9 protein-coding genes are annotated in these 16998 nt (G+C 75.2%); 5 read left to right on the forward strand and 4 right to left on the reverse strand.

Annotation, left to right across the window (positions count from 1 at the left end):
- Positions 1–4: 4 nt before the first annotated feature.
- Positions 5–1501, reverse strand: coding sequence for an MFS transporter (locus ACIGW2_RS13750; RefSeq protein WP_391655780.1), 1497 nt, complete (start codon positions 1499–1501; stop codon positions 5–7).
- Positions 1502–2054: 553 nt separating this feature from the next.
- Between ACIGW2_RS13750 and ACIGW2_RS13755 the strand changes: the two genes are divergently transcribed.
- A complete protein-coding gene (locus ACIGW2_RS13755) occupies positions 2055–4184 on the forward strand; it encodes an asparagine synthase-related protein (protein ID WP_399843489.1) in 2130 nt (709 codons plus the stop codon).
- A gap of 318 nt (positions 4185–4502) precedes the next feature.
- Positions 4503–7817 carry an ATP-binding protein gene (locus ACIGW2_RS13760; protein ID WP_399843492.1) on the forward strand — a complete coding sequence of 1105 codons (3315 nt, stop codon included), beginning with the start codon at positions 4503–4505 and terminating at the stop codon, positions 7815–7817.
- Between the two features lie 374 nt (positions 7818–8191).
- Here ACIGW2_RS13760 and ACIGW2_RS13765 read toward each other — a convergent pair whose 3' ends face one another.
- Positions 8192–10183 (reverse strand): sigma-70 family RNA polymerase sigma factor, encoded by a 1992-nt coding sequence (locus tag ACIGW2_RS13765; protein WP_399843493.1) that lies wholly within the window; start codon positions 10181–10183, stop codon positions 8192–8194.
- Positions 10184–10383: 200 nt separating this feature from the next.
- Positions 10384–11151 (reverse strand): TetR/AcrR family transcriptional regulator, encoded by a 768-nt coding sequence (locus tag ACIGW2_RS13770; RefSeq protein WP_399843495.1) that lies wholly within the window; start codon positions 11149–11151, stop codon positions 10384–10386.
- Between the two features lie 353 nt (positions 11152–11504).
- On the opposite strand from ACIGW2_RS13770, the gene ACIGW2_RS13775 reads away from it, so the two are divergent.
- Both ACIGW2_RS13775 and ACIGW2_RS13780 read left to right on the forward strand, forming a co-directional pair.
- Positions 11505–12893 (forward strand): NAD(P)/FAD-dependent oxidoreductase, encoded by a 1389-nt coding sequence (locus tag ACIGW2_RS13775; RefSeq protein ID WP_399843497.1) that lies wholly within the window; start codon positions 11505–11507, stop codon positions 12891–12893.
- A 106-nt stretch (positions 12894–12999) separates the two neighbouring features.
- Positions 13000–14643, forward strand: a complete 1644-nt coding sequence (locus ACIGW2_RS13780) for a SpoIIE family protein phosphatase (protein WP_391655774.1) — start codon at positions 13000–13002, stop codon at positions 14641–14643.
- A gap of 8 nt (positions 14644–14651) precedes the next feature.
- Here the strand turns inward: ACIGW2_RS13780 and ACIGW2_RS13785 are convergent, their stop codons facing one another.
- The gene (locus ACIGW2_RS13785; RefSeq protein ID WP_391655949.1) at positions 14652–15929 is read right to left on the reverse strand and encodes an MFS transporter; all 1278 of its coding nucleotides are present in this window, start codon (positions 15927–15929) and stop codon (positions 14652–14654) included.
- A 142-nt stretch (positions 15930–16071) separates the two neighbouring features.
- On the opposite strand from ACIGW2_RS13785, the gene ACIGW2_RS13790 reads away from it, so the two are divergent.
- On the forward strand, positions 16072–16638 hold the full coding sequence (locus ACIGW2_RS13790) for a MarR family transcriptional regulator (RefSeq protein ID WP_356076342.1): 567 nt from the start codon (positions 16072–16074) through the stop codon (positions 16636–16638).
- Positions 16639–16998: the final 360 nt, after the last annotated feature.

Consider the following 16998-nt stretch of genomic DNA (forward strand, 5'->3'; position numbering starts at 1 on the left):
CCGGTCACGCCGGGGCGACGAGCAGCGGGCGGGCCCGCTCGCGCAGCTCCGCGACCCGGGGCTCGTCCCCGTACGGTTCGAGCCGGTGCAGCAGGTCCCGTACGTACTCGGTCGTGCGGGCGGAGGAGATCCGTCCGGCGACCTCCACCGCGCGCGTGCCGGCGGCGCAGGCGGCGTCCAGGTTGCCGGACTCCAGCTCGGCGACGGCCGACACGACGAGCCGCAGGCCGTGCGAGCGCACGTACTCCTCGGTGGGCCGGGACAGTGCCTGTTCGGTGAAGCGGCGCACCTGCCGGGGCAGCTTCAGGTCGCGGTAGCACTCGGCGGCGTCGGCGCAGAACCGGTCGTACGTGTAGAAGCCGAGCCAGCTCGGGTCGGGGTCGCCCTCGCGGGAGCGCTCCAGCCAGCCCTCGGCGGCCTTGAGCGAGGCCGCGGCGGCGGTGCCGTCGCCGGCCTTGGCGTGCGCCCGGGCCTCGACGAGCCGGAAGAAGGACAGGGTGCGGGCGGTGGCCAGGCCGCGGTTGCGCTCCAGGGCGGCCTGGGCGAGGTCGACGCCCTCGTCGGCGAAGCCCCGGTAGGTGGCCTGGAGCGACATGGAGGCCAGCACGTAGCCGCCGAGGGGCACGTCGGCGGCGGCGCGGGCGAGCCGCAGCGCCTGGATGTAATAGCGCTGGGCGGCCTCCTGCTGGCCGGTGTCGAAGGCCATCCAGCCGGCGAGCCGGGTCAGCTCGGCGGTCGCGCCGAACAGGGCGCGGCCGACCTCGTCGGAGTAGGAGCCGAGCAGCAGCGGCGCCGCGTCCACGCGTAAGCACTCGGGGACCATGGAGGAGCGCCAGTCGCCGCCGCCGTACTTGGAGTCCCAGCGGCGGGCGTCCTCGGCGGCCTCGCGCAGTTTGGCGACGTCGCTGTGGCCCACGCGCGTGTGCTCCGGGTGCTCGCCGCCGGGCGTCCCCGTCCCCGTCCCGGTGCCGGTGCCTGCCGCGGCCGCCGCGCCCAGGGGGCCGGGCGGCCCGTCCGGGCGGGGCGCGGGGCGCTCGACCGACGGGTCGGCGGGCGTGATCAGCCAGCGGGAGGCGGGGGTCGCGTAGGCGCTCACCGAGAAGGAGCCGGCGAGCGACTGCCATATGCCGCTGCCGCCGCGCCGACCGGCGAGATCCAGCCGGTAGAGGTCGGTGGCGGAGCGGACCGCCTCGCCGACGTCGCGCGGGAAGGCGAGGCCCACCTCGGGCGCGGGGTCGGCGTCGGCGAGCCCGATCTCGTGCAGCGGGACGGGCCGGCCGAGTTTCTGGCCGATGGCGGCGGCGATCAGGTGGGGGGCGGCGCCCTGCGGCACCATGCCCTTGGAGACCCACCGGGCCACCGAGGTCTTGTCGTAGCGCAGGGTCAGGCCCCGCTGCGCACCGAGATCGTTGACGCGCCGGGCGAGCCCGGCATTGCTGATTCCCGCGAGGGCGAGAACCGTGCCGAGCTTTTCGTTCGGCCCGCGTTGCTCCCTGGACATGACGCCACCCCTCGACACGACACCCAGACGGCTGCCGCGCGCCGGGCACAACGCCGGGCATAGGCGTGCGGCATTCGTAAGCACAGCGTAGTTCGCCGGATCCCGACCGTTAAGGGGCGGTGTTCCGTATGGCGAGATTGTTGTGGGATGGAATGAGCGGCGGTCCGCGCCGGGCCGGACGTGCTCCCGCCGTGTGGCCGTGCGCCCGCCCGTGCGCTCTCGTCGGTGACCCGGGGGAGCGCTTCCATGAGTGCTGCGTGGGTCGGCCCACTTGGCCGAGGACCGATGTCCCGGACCGGGTGGGCTGGGGGACACCGCCGCCCCAATCCCCGCGGGCGGCGGACGGCTCCGGGAGGCTTTCGCCTCCCGGACTGCCGCGCAAACCCCCGCCCGCCGGGCAGTTGAGAATGGCCGAAATCTGATGGTTCGGCAGGGCGTCTCAACTGGCCCATGCCAGGGGCGCATTCGCGCTTGTGGCGATGCCACCCGTGACACCCCCCGTGCGCCGTTGTCATGGCAGCATGTCCTCCACTCGACCTTTGTGGAGGCGGCGATGCGGTGGCTGGTGGGCTGGAGCAGTGTCGCCGCGCGCTTCGGCGGCCCGCCCACGACGCCGCCCGGCTCCCCGGGATCGGCCGGCGCGGTCGGCGACCCCGCCGAGGGGCGCACGGTGCACCCGGTGGGCGCGCAACTCCTGTGGGGCGACCCCGACCCGTTGTGGGCGGTCGGCGACTGGCGGCCCGACGAGGTGCGCCTGGTCGACGTCGACGCGCAGACCCGGCTCGCCGTGCTCGGCTGCTGCGCCGCGAGCGACGAGGAACTGCGCCGCGGACTGCTCACCGCGCGCGGGGGCGCACTGCGGCACCTGACCGCCTGGCCGGGCAGCTACACCGCCGTCGTGAAGGTCGGCCGCCGCGTCACCGTCACCGGCGACCTCGCCGGCGCCCGGCCGGTGTTCCACACCCCGTGGGCCGGCGGCACCGCCTTCGGCACCGCAGCGCTTCCGCTCGCCGACCTCACCGAGGCGCAGCTCGACATCGGTCACCTGGCGGCGCTGCTCGCCTGCCCCGAGACCCCGGAGGCGCTGCGCGACTCCACCCCGTACGAGGGCGTGCGCCGGGTGCCGCCCGGGCACGCGCTGATCCTGCGCGAGGGCTCCCGCGAGATCGCCGGTTACGAGACGGTCGCCTCGCTCGCCGTCGCCGCGCCCGAGGCCGATCCGCGGCAGGCCGTGGAGGCGGTGCGGGACGCACTGGTCGAGGCGGTACGGGCCCGGCTCACCGCGCCCCGGCACGCACCCGAGGTGCCGCTGCCCGACCCGGGCCCGGTGCCCGGCATGGGGCCCGCCGACCGGCGCGCGGCCCGCGGCGGCGCGCCCGCGCCCGGCATCGGCGCCGACCTGTCCGGCGGCAGCGCCTCGGGCACCCTTGCCCTGCTCGCCGCCGGACTGCCAGGCCTGCCCGGCACCGTCCTCGGGCACGGCACCGGGGCGGGGGAGCGGCTGCTCGCCGTCACCTTCAACGACCTCACCGGGCCCGGCAGCCAGGAGGAACTGGCCCGGGCCCGCGAGATCGCCGCCAACCCGCGGCTGCACCACGTCGTCGTCGCGGCGGGCGAGGAAGCCCTCCCGTACGCCGAGCTCGAAGGCCCGCTGACCGACGAACCCGGCCCTTCTCTGGTGACGGCCGAGCGCCACCGGCGGCGGCTCGCCGGCGGCAGCGCCGACCACTTCACCGGCTTCGGCGCCCGCCAGGTCCTCGACGCCCATCCGGCGCGTCTGGCCGACCTCCTGATGGACCGCCGGCGGCGCTCCCTGGTGCGGCCGGTGACCGCGCTCGCCAAGGCCAGCGGGCCCTCGGCGGGCGCCCTGCTCGTCCCCCTCCAGGTCTACCGGGCGGCCCGCCGACTGGCCCGCACGCCCTACCGCACCGGCCTGGAGGCCGCCGCCACGCGCGTGTTGGAGGCCAACCGTGCGCCCGCCGAGGGCCACGGCCCGCTGGAGGCCTCGCTGTCCGCGCTCGCCTGGTCCCGGCCCGGACCGGCGGCGCGCTGGCTGACCGGAGAAGCGCTGGCCGAGGTGTCGGCCCGGCTGCACCGGGCCGCGACCCTGCCCGCCTCCGTACAGCGCCCGGGCGAGGCACGCGCGCGTGCCGCCCTCGCGCGGGCCGCCGCCGACCTGCGGGTCCTGGAGCAGGCCGCCGAGATCCGCAGCCAGCGCCTGCACGCCCCCTTCCTGGACAACCAGGTGGTACGGGCCTGCCGGGCCCTGCCGGAGTCGCTGCGGGTCCAGCCCGACGCCCGCGCGGGCGTGCTGCGCACCGTCCTGGCCGGCTCCGGCATCCACGACCTGCCGCCCGGCTGGGGCGCCCCGCACCCAGCGGTCCCGGCCGCCGCCGGCCGCGCCGGGCTGCGGGCCGCGCTGCCCCAGCTGATGGCCCTCTTCGACGCCCCGCTGCTCGCCGACGCGGGCCTGATCGAGGCCCGGGTGGTCCGCCGCGCCCTGCGGGCCGCCACCGACGGCGAACCCGTCCCGCTCGACGGCCTCGCCGACCTGATCTCCACCGAGCTGTGGCTGCGCCGCCTGCTCGCCCGCCGCGGCTCCTGCTGGACCGGCACCGCCGCCCCCCGGCACCGCGCGGTCCCCGGTCCGCTCGTCCCGACGGCCCGCTCCCTCCCGGCCTGACCGCCGCGAGGCGGGGCGCGGGCGACCCGCCGTCCACAGCCTGGGGACAAGGAAAGTCCGGGGACAATGGAGAGTCCGGGGACAGCGAAGGCGCGGGGACGAGGAAAGCCCGGGGACAGCGAAGGCGCGGGGACGAGGAAAGCCCGGGGACAGCGCAAGCCTGGGGACAGGGAAAGTCCCGGGACAAGGAGAGTCCGGGGGCAACGGACATCCCGCGGGCGACCGGGCCGCCCCGGCGCGCCGGCGGGGCGCGCCCCGAGCGCCCCTGTCCGGGGAAACCCCGAGGCGCTGGCGACCCCCGCCGGTGAGAATGAACCGGTGCGGTATCTGATCCTCGGGACCACCGATGTCCTCGACCCCCACGGCGCGCCCCTTCCCCTCGGCGGCGCCCGGCTGCGTGCGCTGCTCGCCGCGCTCGCGCTGCGCGGCGGGCGGACGGTGTCCGTGCGGGAGCTGGTCGACGACGTGTACGGGGACGAGCCGCCGCTCGACGCGCAGGCCGCGGTGCAGGCCCTCGTCGGCCGGCTGCGGCGGGTGCTCGGCAAGGAGGCCGTCGGCTCGGGTCCCGGCGGGTACCGGCTGGTGGCCGGTCCCGAGGACATCGACCTGTACGTGTTCGAGCGGCGGGCGCGGGAGGCGGGCGCCCTGCTCGACGCCGGTGACCCGGAGGCCGCCGCCGGGCTGTACCGCTCCGCGCTCGCCCTGTTCCGCGGGCCCGCACTCGCCGACCTGCCCGAGCCGGCGGGCGTCCGCGCCGAGGCCCAGCGGCTCGACGCGCTCCGCCGGCGCATCGAGGCCGACCTGCGGCGCGGTGCCACCACGGGCCTCGTCCCGGAACTGACCGAGCTCACCGGCGCGTACGCCTACGACGAGACCTTCCACGCCCAGCTGATCCGCGCCCTGCGCGCAGAGGGCCGCCCGGCCGACGCGCTCGCCGCGTACGAGAGCGCCCGCCGCACCCTTGCCGACGGCCTCGGCACCGACCCCGGGCCCGAACTCACCGCCCTGCACGCCGAACTCCTCGCCGGCGAGCCCCCGGCCCCGAACCCGGCCCTGACCCCGAACCCGGCCCTGACTCCGACCCCGGCACCGGCTCCGAACCCGCCGACCACGCCGGCACCGGCCCAGGTCACCCCCGCCCCCACGCCGGCCCCCGCGCCCGTGCCCGACGCCCCCGCCGGGAACATCCGGGCCCGCCTCACCTCCTTCGTCGGCCGCGAGCCGGACCTCGCCGCGCTCCGCACCGAGCTCGACCGTTCCCGGCTCGTCACCCTCACCGGGCCCGGCGGCTCGGGAAAGACCCGGCTCGCCGAGGAAGCCGCCCTCCAAGCGGTCGGCCCCGCCGCCTGGATCGCCGAACTCGCCCCGCTCGACGCCTCCGAGGACGTGCCCGGCGCCGTCCTCTCCGCGCTCCGGCTGCGCGAGACCCAACTGATCGCCCGCGACGGCATCCCCGTCCAGGACGACCCCACCGCCCAGCTCGTCGAGCACCTCTCCAGCCGGTCGCTGCTCCTCGTCCTCGACAACTGCGAGCACGTCATCGACGGCGCCGCCGCCCTCGCCGAGACCCTCCTCACCCACTGCCCCGGCCTGCGCGTCCTCGCCACCAGCCGGGAGCCGCTCGGCGTCCCCGGCGAAACCGTCCGCCCCGTCGAACCGCTCCCGCCGACCCCCGCCCACCGCCTCTTCGCCGAGCGCGCCCGCGCCGTCCGCCCCGGCTTCCGCGCCGAGGACGACCTTCCGGCCGTCGACGAGATCTGCCGTCGGCTCGACGGCCTCCCGCTCGCCATCGAACTCGCCGCCGCCCGGCTGCGGCTGCTCACCCCCCGGCAGATCGCCGACCGCCTCGACGACCGCTTCCAGCTCCTCACCTCCGGCTCCCGCACCGTGCTGCCCCGCCAGCAGACCCTGCGCGCCGTCGTCGACTGGTCCTGGGAGCTCCTCGACACGGCCGAGCGCGACCTGCTGCGCCAGGTCTCCGTCTTCGCCGGCGGCTGGGACCTCGCCGCCGCCGAGGCCCTCAACCCGGTCGGGCCCGGCGGCGGCGGGCCCGACACCGTCGGCGCCCTCGGAAGCCTCGTCGAGAAGTCCCTCGTCGTCGCCACCCCCACCGAGGACGGCGAGATGCGCTACCGCCTCCTGGAGACCATCCACGAGTACGCGGCGGAGCGGGCCGCCGAAACCCCGGAGCTGCTCGCCGCCGCCGAGGCCGCCCACACCGCGCACTTCACGTCCTTCGCCGAGACCGCCGAGCCGCTGCTGCGCTCCGGCGCACAGCTCCCCTGGATAGCCAGGGTCGAGCGCGACCTCGACAACATCCGGGGCGCCCTGCACCGCACGGTCGTCACCGCGCCCGACGAGGCCGCCGCCTTCCGGCTGGTGTTCGCCATGGGCTGGTTCTGGTGGCTGCGCACCTACCGGCCCGAGGCCATGACCTGGGTGGAGCGGGTCCTGAGCCTCGGCGAGGACCCCACGGACCCGGACGACCCGCGCTACTGGCCGCGCATGCAGCTGCGGATGCTGCAGTTCTTCCTCGCCTCGGAGAGCGCGAACGCCCCCTCCATCCGCGACGACCCGGAGGCCGCCGCCCTCGTCGCCCGGGTGCGGGCCGCGTTCGCCGACGACCCCGGCCCGCAGTCCGCCCGCTTCCCCGGCATGCTCTGGCCGCTCACCAGCTTCCTCACCGACACCCCGACCGACGTCCGCGGCCTTCTCGACCTCGCCGTCGCCAACTGCCGCCGCCACGGCGGCCCGTGGGAGATCGGGGTCGCGCTGATGTTCCGCACCCACATGGTCGTCGACATGCCCGGCGGCATGCCCGGCGTCGACGAGGACCTCGCCGAACTGCGCGCCCTGTCCCGCCGGGTCGGCGACCGCTGGATGCGCGCCCAGGTCGCCAGCGCCGCCGGCGAGGCAAACATGATGCGCGGGCGGCTCGCCGAGGCCCGAGAGGCGTACGAGGAGGCGCTGGCCCTCGCCCGCGAGGTCGGCGCGCACGCCGAGGCGCCGTTCCTCCTCGGCCGGCTGGCCGAGCTCGACCACCGCGCGGGCGACCGCGCCGCCGCCCTCAAGGGACTCGACGAGGCGACGGCCGAGGCCGACCGCCACCACGTCCACGACGCCCGGACCTATGTCGGCTTCCTGCGGGCCGAGATCGCCCTGTCCGAAGGAGACGTCGCCACCGCCCGCCACCACGTCGAGACGGCCGGCGCGACGATCGGCGCGGGCACCCCGCCACCACACTTCGAGGCCGCCGTGCACGGCCTCGCGGCGCGCATCGAGGCGCACGAGGGCGCGGGGACCCCGGCCGTCGTCCACGCCGTCGCGGCCCTGCGGCTCGCCGTGGACGCCGGAAGTTCCGAGTTCGTCACCACCGGCCTCGCCGAGGGCGTGGCCACCGCCCTCTCCCTCGCCGGCGAGCCGGCCCTGGCCCTCCGGCTGCTCGGCGCTGTCGACGGCTGGCGCCGGGGGATTCCCCGCGGCCGCCCCGAGACGGACGAGGCCGCCGCCCTGGTGGAGCGCACCGCGGCGACCCTCGACGCCCCGGCCCGCGACACGGCCCGCGCCTCGGGCCACGGCCTCACCCTGGACGAGGTCCTCGCCCTGCTGGAGCCCTACACCACGAAGCCGTAAGACATCGCCCAGGCCTAGGGGCCTGTCCGGCGGATCATGCCCGGGTCCGCGACTCCCTCGGAGCTTCGCCTGGGTGGGGGTGCCCCCGGCGGAGCCTGGGGGAACGTCCCCGGCACGGCGCCTCGCCGCGTCGCCGAAACGCCCCGGTAGCTCCGCTGCCGAGATGCTCCGGCGCCTTGCGATGCCTCCCCTGGGCGCTGGCGGGTTTGGTGAGGCCTCAGCCCTGGGCGCTGGCGGGTTTGGTGAGGCCTCAGCCCTGGGCGCTGGCGGGCCTGGGGAGGCCCCAGCCCTGGGCGCTGGCGGGCTTGGGGGAGACCCCATGCGCCAGACGCCACGGCCTGCCCGGCCCTGATCCGCCGGACAAGCCCTCACGCCTAGCGGCAGCTGATCCGCGACTCCGCCCAGTCCGCGACGGCCGCCTGGCCGAACGGGGTGTGCTCCTCCACCACCAGGCGCAGCGTGCGGTGGCCGGCCAGGCTGACGTGGACCGGGATCGGGGCGTCGCCGCGGCGCAGGACCGGGGAGCGCCAGAGGCGTTCGCCGTCGCCGTACACCGAGAAGCGGACGCCGCCCGGGCCGATGGGCACGGTGATGTCGTCGATGCCGACGAGCGCGTCGTAGCTGGTGCACTGCCGGTTGAGGTCGATGAGCAGCGAGGACGGGGCGTGCATGCTGACGCCGTGGGCGTAGCGGGTGCCGTCCATCGTCAGGCCGGAGCGCTGCCAGACGGGGCTGCTCTGCGCGAGGTTCACCTCGGGCTTGGTGCCGTCGCCGAAGATGCCGTACTGGAGCGCGCCGACCTGGTAGACCGCGGGCCCGACCGGCGGCGGGGACGGCTTCGGCTTCGGCTTGGGCTTCGGGCTCGGCGGGGGCGTCGGCTTCGGGGTGGGGCTGGGCGTCGGCCGGGGGCTCGCCGTGCGCGACGGCGTCGGCGTCGGCGAGGGCTTCGGCGCGGGCGGCGGCGCCTGGACGGGCGGCGGCACCGGCTTCGGGGTGGGCTTGGGGCTCGGCGGCGGGGGCGGCGTCTCGGCGGGCGCGGTCACGGTCGGGGTGACGGCGGGCTGGGCGACCGGCTCCGGTTCGGAACCGGTCAGCGCCCACACCAGCCCCGCGGTCGCGGCCACCGCGGCGACCGCGGCGATGCCCGCCTTCGCGGGGATGCCCAGGCCCTCGGAGGCGGCGGCCGACGCCCCGGCGGTGGCACCGGAGGTGGTGCCGCCCGTCGCGGCGGCCGCGGCACCGGCCGCGCCCGCCCCGGCGGCACCGCCGGCCACCACACCGGCGGCCTTGAGCGAGTACCCGGCGGCGAACCAGCCGATGACGGCGACCGGCAGCAGCGCGGGGATGCCGGCGTTCACGTGCGCCAGTTCACCGGCGGCCAGCCGGCACTTGGCGCACTCCTCGATGTGCTTGCGCAGCCCGCGCTCGGCCCGCATCCGCAGCCCGCCGCGCGCGTACGCGCCGAGCCGGTCGGCGTAGCGGGCGCAGTCGCCGCCCGCGGTGAGCGACTGGCTGACGTGCGCCTGGAGATAGGCCTGCTTGAGGCCCTCGCGGGCCCGGCTGGCCAGCACGGCGGTCGCGTTGGCGGTGAGCCCGAACAGCGGCGCGACCTCGCTGGGCGACTCCTCCTCGACGGTGGTGTGCCACAGCACGGCCTGCCAGCGCTCGGGCAGCGAGCGGAAGGCCTGCATGGCCAGCGACTGCTCGGCCTCGTGCATGGCGAGGACGTCCGCGCCCAGGTCGAGCCCGGCGCCGAAGGTCGCCGACTGGTCGGACACCTCGGCGGCCCGGGCCGCGTCCTCGGCGAACACCGCGAAGTCCTCGACCAGGTGCTCGCGCTTCTGGGTGCGGATCCAGGTCGCGGCGACCCGGCGCACCGAGGTCAGCAGATAGGCCCGCACGGCCTGTTCGGGCCCCGCCCCGCCCCGTACCGCCTGGAGGGTGCGGGCGAAGACCTCGGCCGTCAGGTCGTCGGCGGTGTCGGCGTCCCGGCAGCAGGTGCGGGCGTAGCGGCGCACGGCGGCCGAGTGCCGGCGGAACAGCTCCTCGTACGCGCTGTCGTCGCCGTCCCGCATGCGCTGGATCAGGTCGGCGTCGGACGGCGGCAGGTCGAGCGGCGGCGGCAGCACCGAACCGGAGTCGGCGTCCCCGGAGGGGCCGTACGGATCGGGGTGCTCGCCGGGGCCGGCGACGGGCGGCGTGCTGGAGCCGCCCTCGCGCTGCTGCGGCACGCTGGCCTCGGCGGCCGGCGCGCTCGCGGCGGCGCCGCCCGGGCCGCCCTGGCTCGGCACCTGCCGGGACGGCAGCCCGCCCGCCTCCGCGGTGCCGGCGGCGGCCGGCGTCTCGTCCCGACTGTCACCGCTCATCGCGGAAGCCCCCGTATGCACGCTCGGACCCGAACACCGGCCAAGCCTGCCACAGAGCGCGGGCACGCCGAAGCCCCGCGTCCACTTACCACCCGTCCGGGGCGACTTCCCGCTTCCGGGCGTAACCGCTCATCCGTTCGTGTCATGCTCGACGGTCCACTCGGACCATCGAGAACCACGCTCCCCCGAAGCGCCGTGCGCTACCGCGAGCGCAGGCCCTCCAGCAGGATGTCGAGGAGCCGCGCCGACGCCGCCGCCTGCTGCGCCGCGTCCGGCAGCGCGGGAGCGGCGGTGGCTATCACCAGGAGCACGTCGGACACCGTCACGTCGGTGCGCAGCTCGCCCGCCTCCCGGGCCCGCTCCACCAGCCGGCCCACGACCTCCAGGAGCTCGGCCGCCCCGGCGTCGTCCTGCTCGACCGGCGGCACCGTGCGCGGCGGGACGACCCGCTGATCGGCCTGCTCCCCGTACGCCCCCTGCCCGTTCACTCCCGGGCCGGCGGCCGGCACCGAGGCGCGCTGCTGCGGCACCCGCGCGTCGTCGTCCGCCGCACCGGCCGGCAGCAGCACCTCGTCCACGCCGACCTTCAGCACCTGCGGCGGCAGCAGCCGGCCGGCGCCCGAGGCAACCGAGGTGCGCAGGAAGCGGGACAGCGCCGACCACGGCTCGTCCTCCTGGCCCAGCGCGGTGCGCGCCTGCTCGGTGAGCCGCGCGGTCTCCTCCTCGGCTATCCGCCGGACCAGCACGTCCTTGCTGGGGAAGCGGCGGTACACCGTGCCGACCCCGACCCGGGCGCGCCGGGCCACGTCCTCCATCGGCGCCCCGTACCCGAGCTCGCCGAACACCTCGCGCGCCGCCCGGAGCACGTGCTCCAGATTCCGCTGCGCGTCCACCCGCAGCGGCGCGGACCGCCCGTTCGGCGCCGACTGCGCCGTACGGACCTGCCCGTACGAATCCTGAATCTGCATAAGCGTTCCCCCGCTCATGATGTCTCCCCCCGGAGACTCCCCGCCCTGACACGGGGGTCCGACCCCGCCGCGCCTCTGGTCCACGCGCGGCCGTCCGACACCCCGACGAAGTACGAACATAGTTGAGTCGAGGTCAATTCAGAAGGGGCAGTTCCGTACGGTGCGCCCCCCGATCGGAGCAAGGACCCGGACCCTCCCGATTCCGGCCCCCCGCACCCCCGCACGCCCCCACCCTGACCTGCGGACTTCCCGCCCCGCCCGGCCCGTTCGCCACCCCGCGCCTCCCGACCTCTCCGGTCACACAATTTGCCGGGCCTGTGGACAAACCCCGGACGGCGTTGCGTCATGGGACAGTGACCGAACCTGTGCGCATCCTCGTCGTCGGCGGCGGCTACGTCGGTATGTACACCGCGCTGCGCCTGCAGCGGCAGCTCAAGCCGGAGCTGAGGAGCGGCGCCGCCGAGATCACGGTGGTCACCCCCGATCCGTACATGACGTACCAGCCGTTCCTGCCCGAGGCGGCCGCCGGCTCGATCTCGCCCCGCCACGTCGTCGTCCCGCTGCGCCGGGTCCTCGACCGCTGCCGCGTCGTCATCGGCGAGGTGCACTCCGTCGACCACGCCAAGCGCACCGCGACCCTCTCCACCCTCGCCACCGAGGAGGAGGGCACCGGGCACGTCCCCTTCGCCTACGACGAGCTGGTCATCGCCCCCGGCTCGGTCTCCCGCACCCTCCCGGTCCCCGGCCTCGCCGAGCACGGCATCGGCTTCAAGACCGTCGAGGAGGCCATCGGGCTGCGCAACCACGTCATCGAGCAGATGGACATCGCCTCCTCCACCCGCGACCCCGCCCTCCGCGACGCCGCCCTCACCTTCGTCTTCGTCGGCGGCGGCTACGCGGGCGTGGAGGCCCTCGCCGAACTCGAGGACATGGCCCGCTACACCGCGCGCTACTACCACAACCTCAAGCCCGAGGACCTGCGCTGGGTCCTCGTCGAGGCCTCCGACCGGATCCTCCCCGAGGTCGGCGAGGAGATGGGCCGCTACGCCATCCGCGAGCTGCGCGGACGCAACATCGACGTGCGCCTCGGCACCCGCCTCGACTCCTGCGAGAACCGCGTCGCCGTGCTCAGCGACGGCACCCGGCTGCCCACCCGCACCGTCGTGTGGACCGCCGGCGTCCGGCCCGCCCCGCTCGTCGCCCGCACCGACCTGCCCACCGACGAACGCGGCCGCATCCGCTGCACCGCCCGGCTCACCGTCGCCGGCACCACGCACGCGTGGGCCGCCGGAGACGCCGCCGCCGTCCCCGACGTCACCGCCGACGAACCGGGCACGGACTGCGCCCCCAACGCCCAGCACGCCGTCCGCCAGACGAAGGTCCTCGCCGAGAACCTCGCCGCGTCCCTGCGCGGGCGGCCCCTCAAGGAATACGCCCACGCCTACGCCGGTTCCGTGGCGTCGCTCGGACTCCACAAAGGCGTCGCCCACGTCTACGGGCGCAAGCTCAAGGGCTACCCGGCCTGGTTCATGCACCGCGCCTACCACCTCAGCCGGGTCCCCACGTTCAACCGCAAGGCCCGCGTCCTGGCCGAATGGACCCTGTCCGGCCTGTTCAAACGCGAAATCGTCTCCCTCGGCTCGCTGGAACACCCACGCGCCGAATTCGAACTCGCCGCCGCACCCCCACCCGCGCCGAAGGACCCGTCCCCCGACAAGTCCCCGGACGATCCCGCGGGCTGACATCACTGTCAGTGCACTCGTCCACACTGGACGTGTGACCATAGGTGGGCTCACACCTGCACAGAGTGACTCTGCACGGCAACGACACCACGAGGCATACAGATCCGTGAACTTCACCCGTTGGAGCGCCCGGCTCCCCGGTACGCAGCGCCGCGCGGCGTCCCGCGGGACCGAAGGCTCCGTGCCCGCCGCCCGCGGTGAGTACGGGCCCCGGCCGGACCACCCCGCCGACGAGTCCGGCACGCCCACGGGCGTCCCCGCCCTCGAGGACTTCACCGTGCCGGAGATCGTCGGCCGCCTCCCCGGCCTCGTCGCCCTCGTGTACGGACCGGAGCACCGCATCGCGTACGTCAACGAGGCCTACGCGACCGCCTTCGGCCACCGCCCCGCCGGCGCCACCGTCGCCGACAGCTGCCCCGAGGCGGAAGAGCTCGGCCTGCTCCCCCTCCTCGACCAGGTGCTCCGCAGCGGAAAGCCCCGCACCGTGAAGTCCCGCCGCACCCAGGACGGCGGCTCCTACACCGTCACCTGCCTGCCCGTGGAGAGCCCGCGACTCGCCGAGGGCGGCGTCCTCGTGCACGCCGCCGACGTCACCGACCACGCCGAGGCCGCCGAGCGGCTCCGGGCCAGCGAGCGCCGCCACCGCGAGACCGCCGTCACCCTCCAGCGCTCCCTGCTCCCGCAGGAGCTGGAACAGCCCGACGACCTCCGCATCGCCGCCACCTACCAGCCCGGCGGCACCGACGCCGCCGTCGGCGGCGACTGGTACGACGTCATCACCCTCGGCGCCGGCCGCACCGCCCTCGTCATCGGCGACGTCATGGGCCGCGGGGTCCGCGCCGCCGCCGTCATGGGCCAGCTCCGCACCGCCGTCCGCGCCTACGCGCGCCTGGACCTGCCCCCGCACGAGGTGCTCCAGCTCCTCGACGGCCTCGCCGCCGAGATCGACGCCAGCCAGATCGCCACCTGCGTCTACGCCGTCCACGACCCCAACGAGGGCAAGCTCGTCTACGCCTCCGCCGGCCACCTCCCGATCCTCGTCCGGGACGAGGACGGCACCGTCCGCCGCGCCGCGGACCCCACCGGCCCGCCCCTCGGCACCGGCGGCTGGCTCCACACCTCCGGCTCCATCGCCCTGCCGCCCGGCTCCACCGCCGTCCTCTACACCGACGGCCTGGTCGAGCGCCGCCGCGAGGACATCGACGAGGGAGTCAGCGCCCTGGAGCGCGCCCTGTCCGGCGCCACCGGCACCCCGCAGGTCGTCTGCGACCGGCTGCTGCGCTCCCTCGGCGTCACCGCGGACCACGACGACGACGTCGCCGTCCTCGTCGTCCAGCACCCCGACCGCACCGGCTCCGACGCCGAGCTCTTCCACAACGCCGCCCTGGAACTGCTCGGTGGCATCGAGGCGGCTCCCCGCGCGCGTGCCTTCGCCTCCGGCGTCCTCGCCAGCTGGCGCTTCCCCGTGGAGCTGTGCGACCTCGGCGTCCTCGCCACCAGCGAACTGGTGGCGAACTCCCTCCAGCACGGCACCCCGCCGATGCGCCTCCGGCTGCGCCGCACCGACCGCCGGCTGATCATCGAGGTCACCGACGGCGACGACCACCTGCCGCGGCGCCGCCGGGCGGAAACGGAGGACGAGGCGGGTCGCGGAATCTCGATCATCGCGACGATCGCCTCGTCCTGGGGGAGCCGCCGCACTCCGGGCGGCGGCAAAGCGGTGTGGTGCGAGTTCGCCCTGCCCGACTAGGAGGGGTGTCAGGCGGCGGCCGTCTCCTTCGCGGGCTGGTGCTGAGCCACCACCCGCGAGGGCCTGGCGACCAGCGACGGCTGGTTCTGCGCCGGCGTGAGCCGCTTGCCCAGCCGGAGCGCCAGCACGGTGATGCCGAGCGAGAACAGCACGAAGGTCAGGATGTACGGCCCGTGCAGCGAGGCCCCCATCGGACCGCCGACCGCCGGACCGACCGCGAGCGCCAGCTGCTTCACCAGGGCGAAGGCCGAGTTGTACGTGCCGACCATCGACTCCGGCGCCAGATCGGCCACCAGCGGCGCGACCGTCGGCGACAGCATCGCCTCACCGAGCCCGAACAGCGCGTACGTGGAGACGAACGCCGCCGTCGCCATCGCCTGGCTGCCGTGCCCCAGGCCCGCGTACCCGGCGAACAGCCACGCCACGGTCCAGATCAGACCCACGGCCGCGATCACCCGGGTGCGCTTGCGGCGCTCGACGAACTTCAGTACCAGGAACTGGGCCACCACGATCACGGCCGTGTTCGCGGCCAGGGCGATGCCGAGCGTCGCCGGTGCGATCCCGGCCGCCTCCGTGCCGTACGCCGCGAGACCCGACTCGAACTGCCCGTAGCAGGCGAAGAACAGCACGAAGCCCAGCACGCACAGCTGCACCATCGCCTTGTGCCCGAGCAGCGCGCGCACCCCGCCGCCCCGGCCCTCGGCGGGACGGGCGGCCGGCAGGACCGCCGACTCCGGCATCCGCACGGTCAGCACGATCCCCGCGAGCACCAGGAACATCGCCGACTCGATCGAGAAGAGCAGCAGGAAGCTGCCCGGCCGGCTGGCGTCGACCAGCTGGCCGCCGATCAGACCACCGACACCCAGGCCCAGGTTCTGCAGGAAGAACTGCATCGCGAACGACCGGGTCCGGCCCGCCGGCGTCGAGCACCAGACGATCATCGTCGCCAGCGCCGGCTGCATCACGGCCGTCCCGGCACCGAGCAGCGCCGCCGCGCCGATCGCCGCCGGCACCGACGCCGCGAGCCCCATCCCGAGCGCGCCGACCGCCGCCAGCAGCGAGGCCACCAGCAGCACCGGCACGGGCCCGCGCCGGTCGATCGCGCGCCCGCTGAAGGGCAGCACCAGGAGAGCGGCCATGGCGAAGACGGCCAGCACGACACCCGCGGTGCTCGCGCCCAGATCCCGCACCTGAGCGACGTACACATAGAGGTACGGCACGGTGAAGCCGAGTCCGAACGCGCTCAGCGCGCTGCCTGCCTGAATCCGGCGCATCGCTGCGCCCATCGCCTTGGTCACACTCACCCACTTCGGTCGCGGGTTCAGTGCTATAGCCCTGAACCCTGAAGACTTCAATCCTAAAGTTCGATGCTTAACGATACACATAGAAGGACTTCAACGCCAACGAAGGCCGTGGGATACTCGCGGCATGTCCGACACCCCCGAGCAGTCCGGCGCCGGCGGCCCCCAGGAGCCGAGCCTCGACGAGCAGATCGCCGCCTACCAGCGCGAGTTCCGCGACCTCGACCCCCAGGTCGAGAAGGTGGTCTCCGCCCTGGGCCGGCTGAACCGCCGGATGAACGTGGCGTACGGCCGCCAGGTCGCCGACCTCGGCATCAGCAACGCCGAGTGGGAGGTGCTCAAGACCCTGGTCCTCTCGGGCGCCCCGTACCGCCTGGGCCCCGGCGAGCTCGCCAAGCGCCTCGGTCTCACCCCGGCCGCCATGACCCACCGCATCGACCGCATGGCCGGCGAGGGCCTGGTCACCCGGGACCGCGACGAGAACAACCGCGTGCGCGTGATCGTGGAGCTCACGGACGAGGGTCGCCAGAAGTGGCTGGACGCGATGCGCATGGCCACCGCGTTCGAGGAGGAGCTCCTCCAGGACCTCTCCCCGGAGGAGCGCGGCGCCCTCGGCGAGATGCTGATCCGCCTGCTCCGCCGCGTGGAGCTGACCCAGCCGGACGCCGGTGGCCGGCTGACGGACCTGGACTGAGGGGGCCCTTGACACGGCCCTCCGGGGTGCGTAGTGTTCTCCGAGTTGTCACGGAGCCGGAACGGTTCTTCGACAGCCATCCCGCCGCGATAGCGGCACCTCAACTCAGCACGATCTCCCACCGGGACGAATTTCGGCATGCCGAAATTCATTTCGAAATGGCTCGATTATGAGTCGCCGGGAAAATCCGCTAGAGTTCAGGACGTCGGAACGGCCCAACAGCCGGGAAGACAAATCCCGCCGACTGGGAATCAGACGCCGAAAGGATCTGATAGAGTCGGAAACGCAAGAACGAAGGAAGCGCCCGGAGGAAAGCCCGCGAGGGTGAGTACGAAGGAAGCGTCCGCACCTTGAGAACTC

The sequence above is a fragment of the Streptomyces sp. NPDC053541 genome (genome assembly GCF_044544705.1).
GTDB lineage: Bacteria > Actinomycetota > Actinomycetes > Streptomycetales > Streptomycetaceae > Streptomyces.

Excerpts from the sequence above, each read along its gene's own strand:
- ACIGW2_RS13750 (WP_391655780.1), bottom strand. The coding sequence starts at position 1,501 with ATGTCCAGGGAGCAACGCGGGCCGAACGAAAAGCTCGGCACGGTTCTC.
- ACIGW2_RS13755 (WP_399843489.1), top strand. The coding sequence starts at position 2,055 with ATGCGGTGGCTGGTGGGCTGGAGCAGTGTCGCCGCGCGCTTCGGCGGC.
- ACIGW2_RS13765 (WP_399843493.1), bottom strand. The coding sequence starts at position 10,183 with ATGAGCGGTGACAGTCGGGACGAGACGCCGGCCGCCGCCGGCACCGCG.
- ACIGW2_RS13770 (WP_399843495.1), bottom strand. The coding sequence starts at position 11,151 with ATGCAGATTCAGGATTCGTACGGGCAGGTCCGTACGGCGCAGTCGGCG.
- ACIGW2_RS13785 (WP_391655949.1), bottom strand. The coding sequence starts at position 15,929 with ATGGGCGCAGCGATGCGCCGGATTCAGGCAGGCAGCGCGCTGAGCGCG.
- ACIGW2_RS13790 (WP_356076342.1), top strand. The coding sequence starts at position 16,072 with ATGTCCGACACCCCCGAGCAGTCCGGCGCCGGCGGCCCCCAGGAGCCG.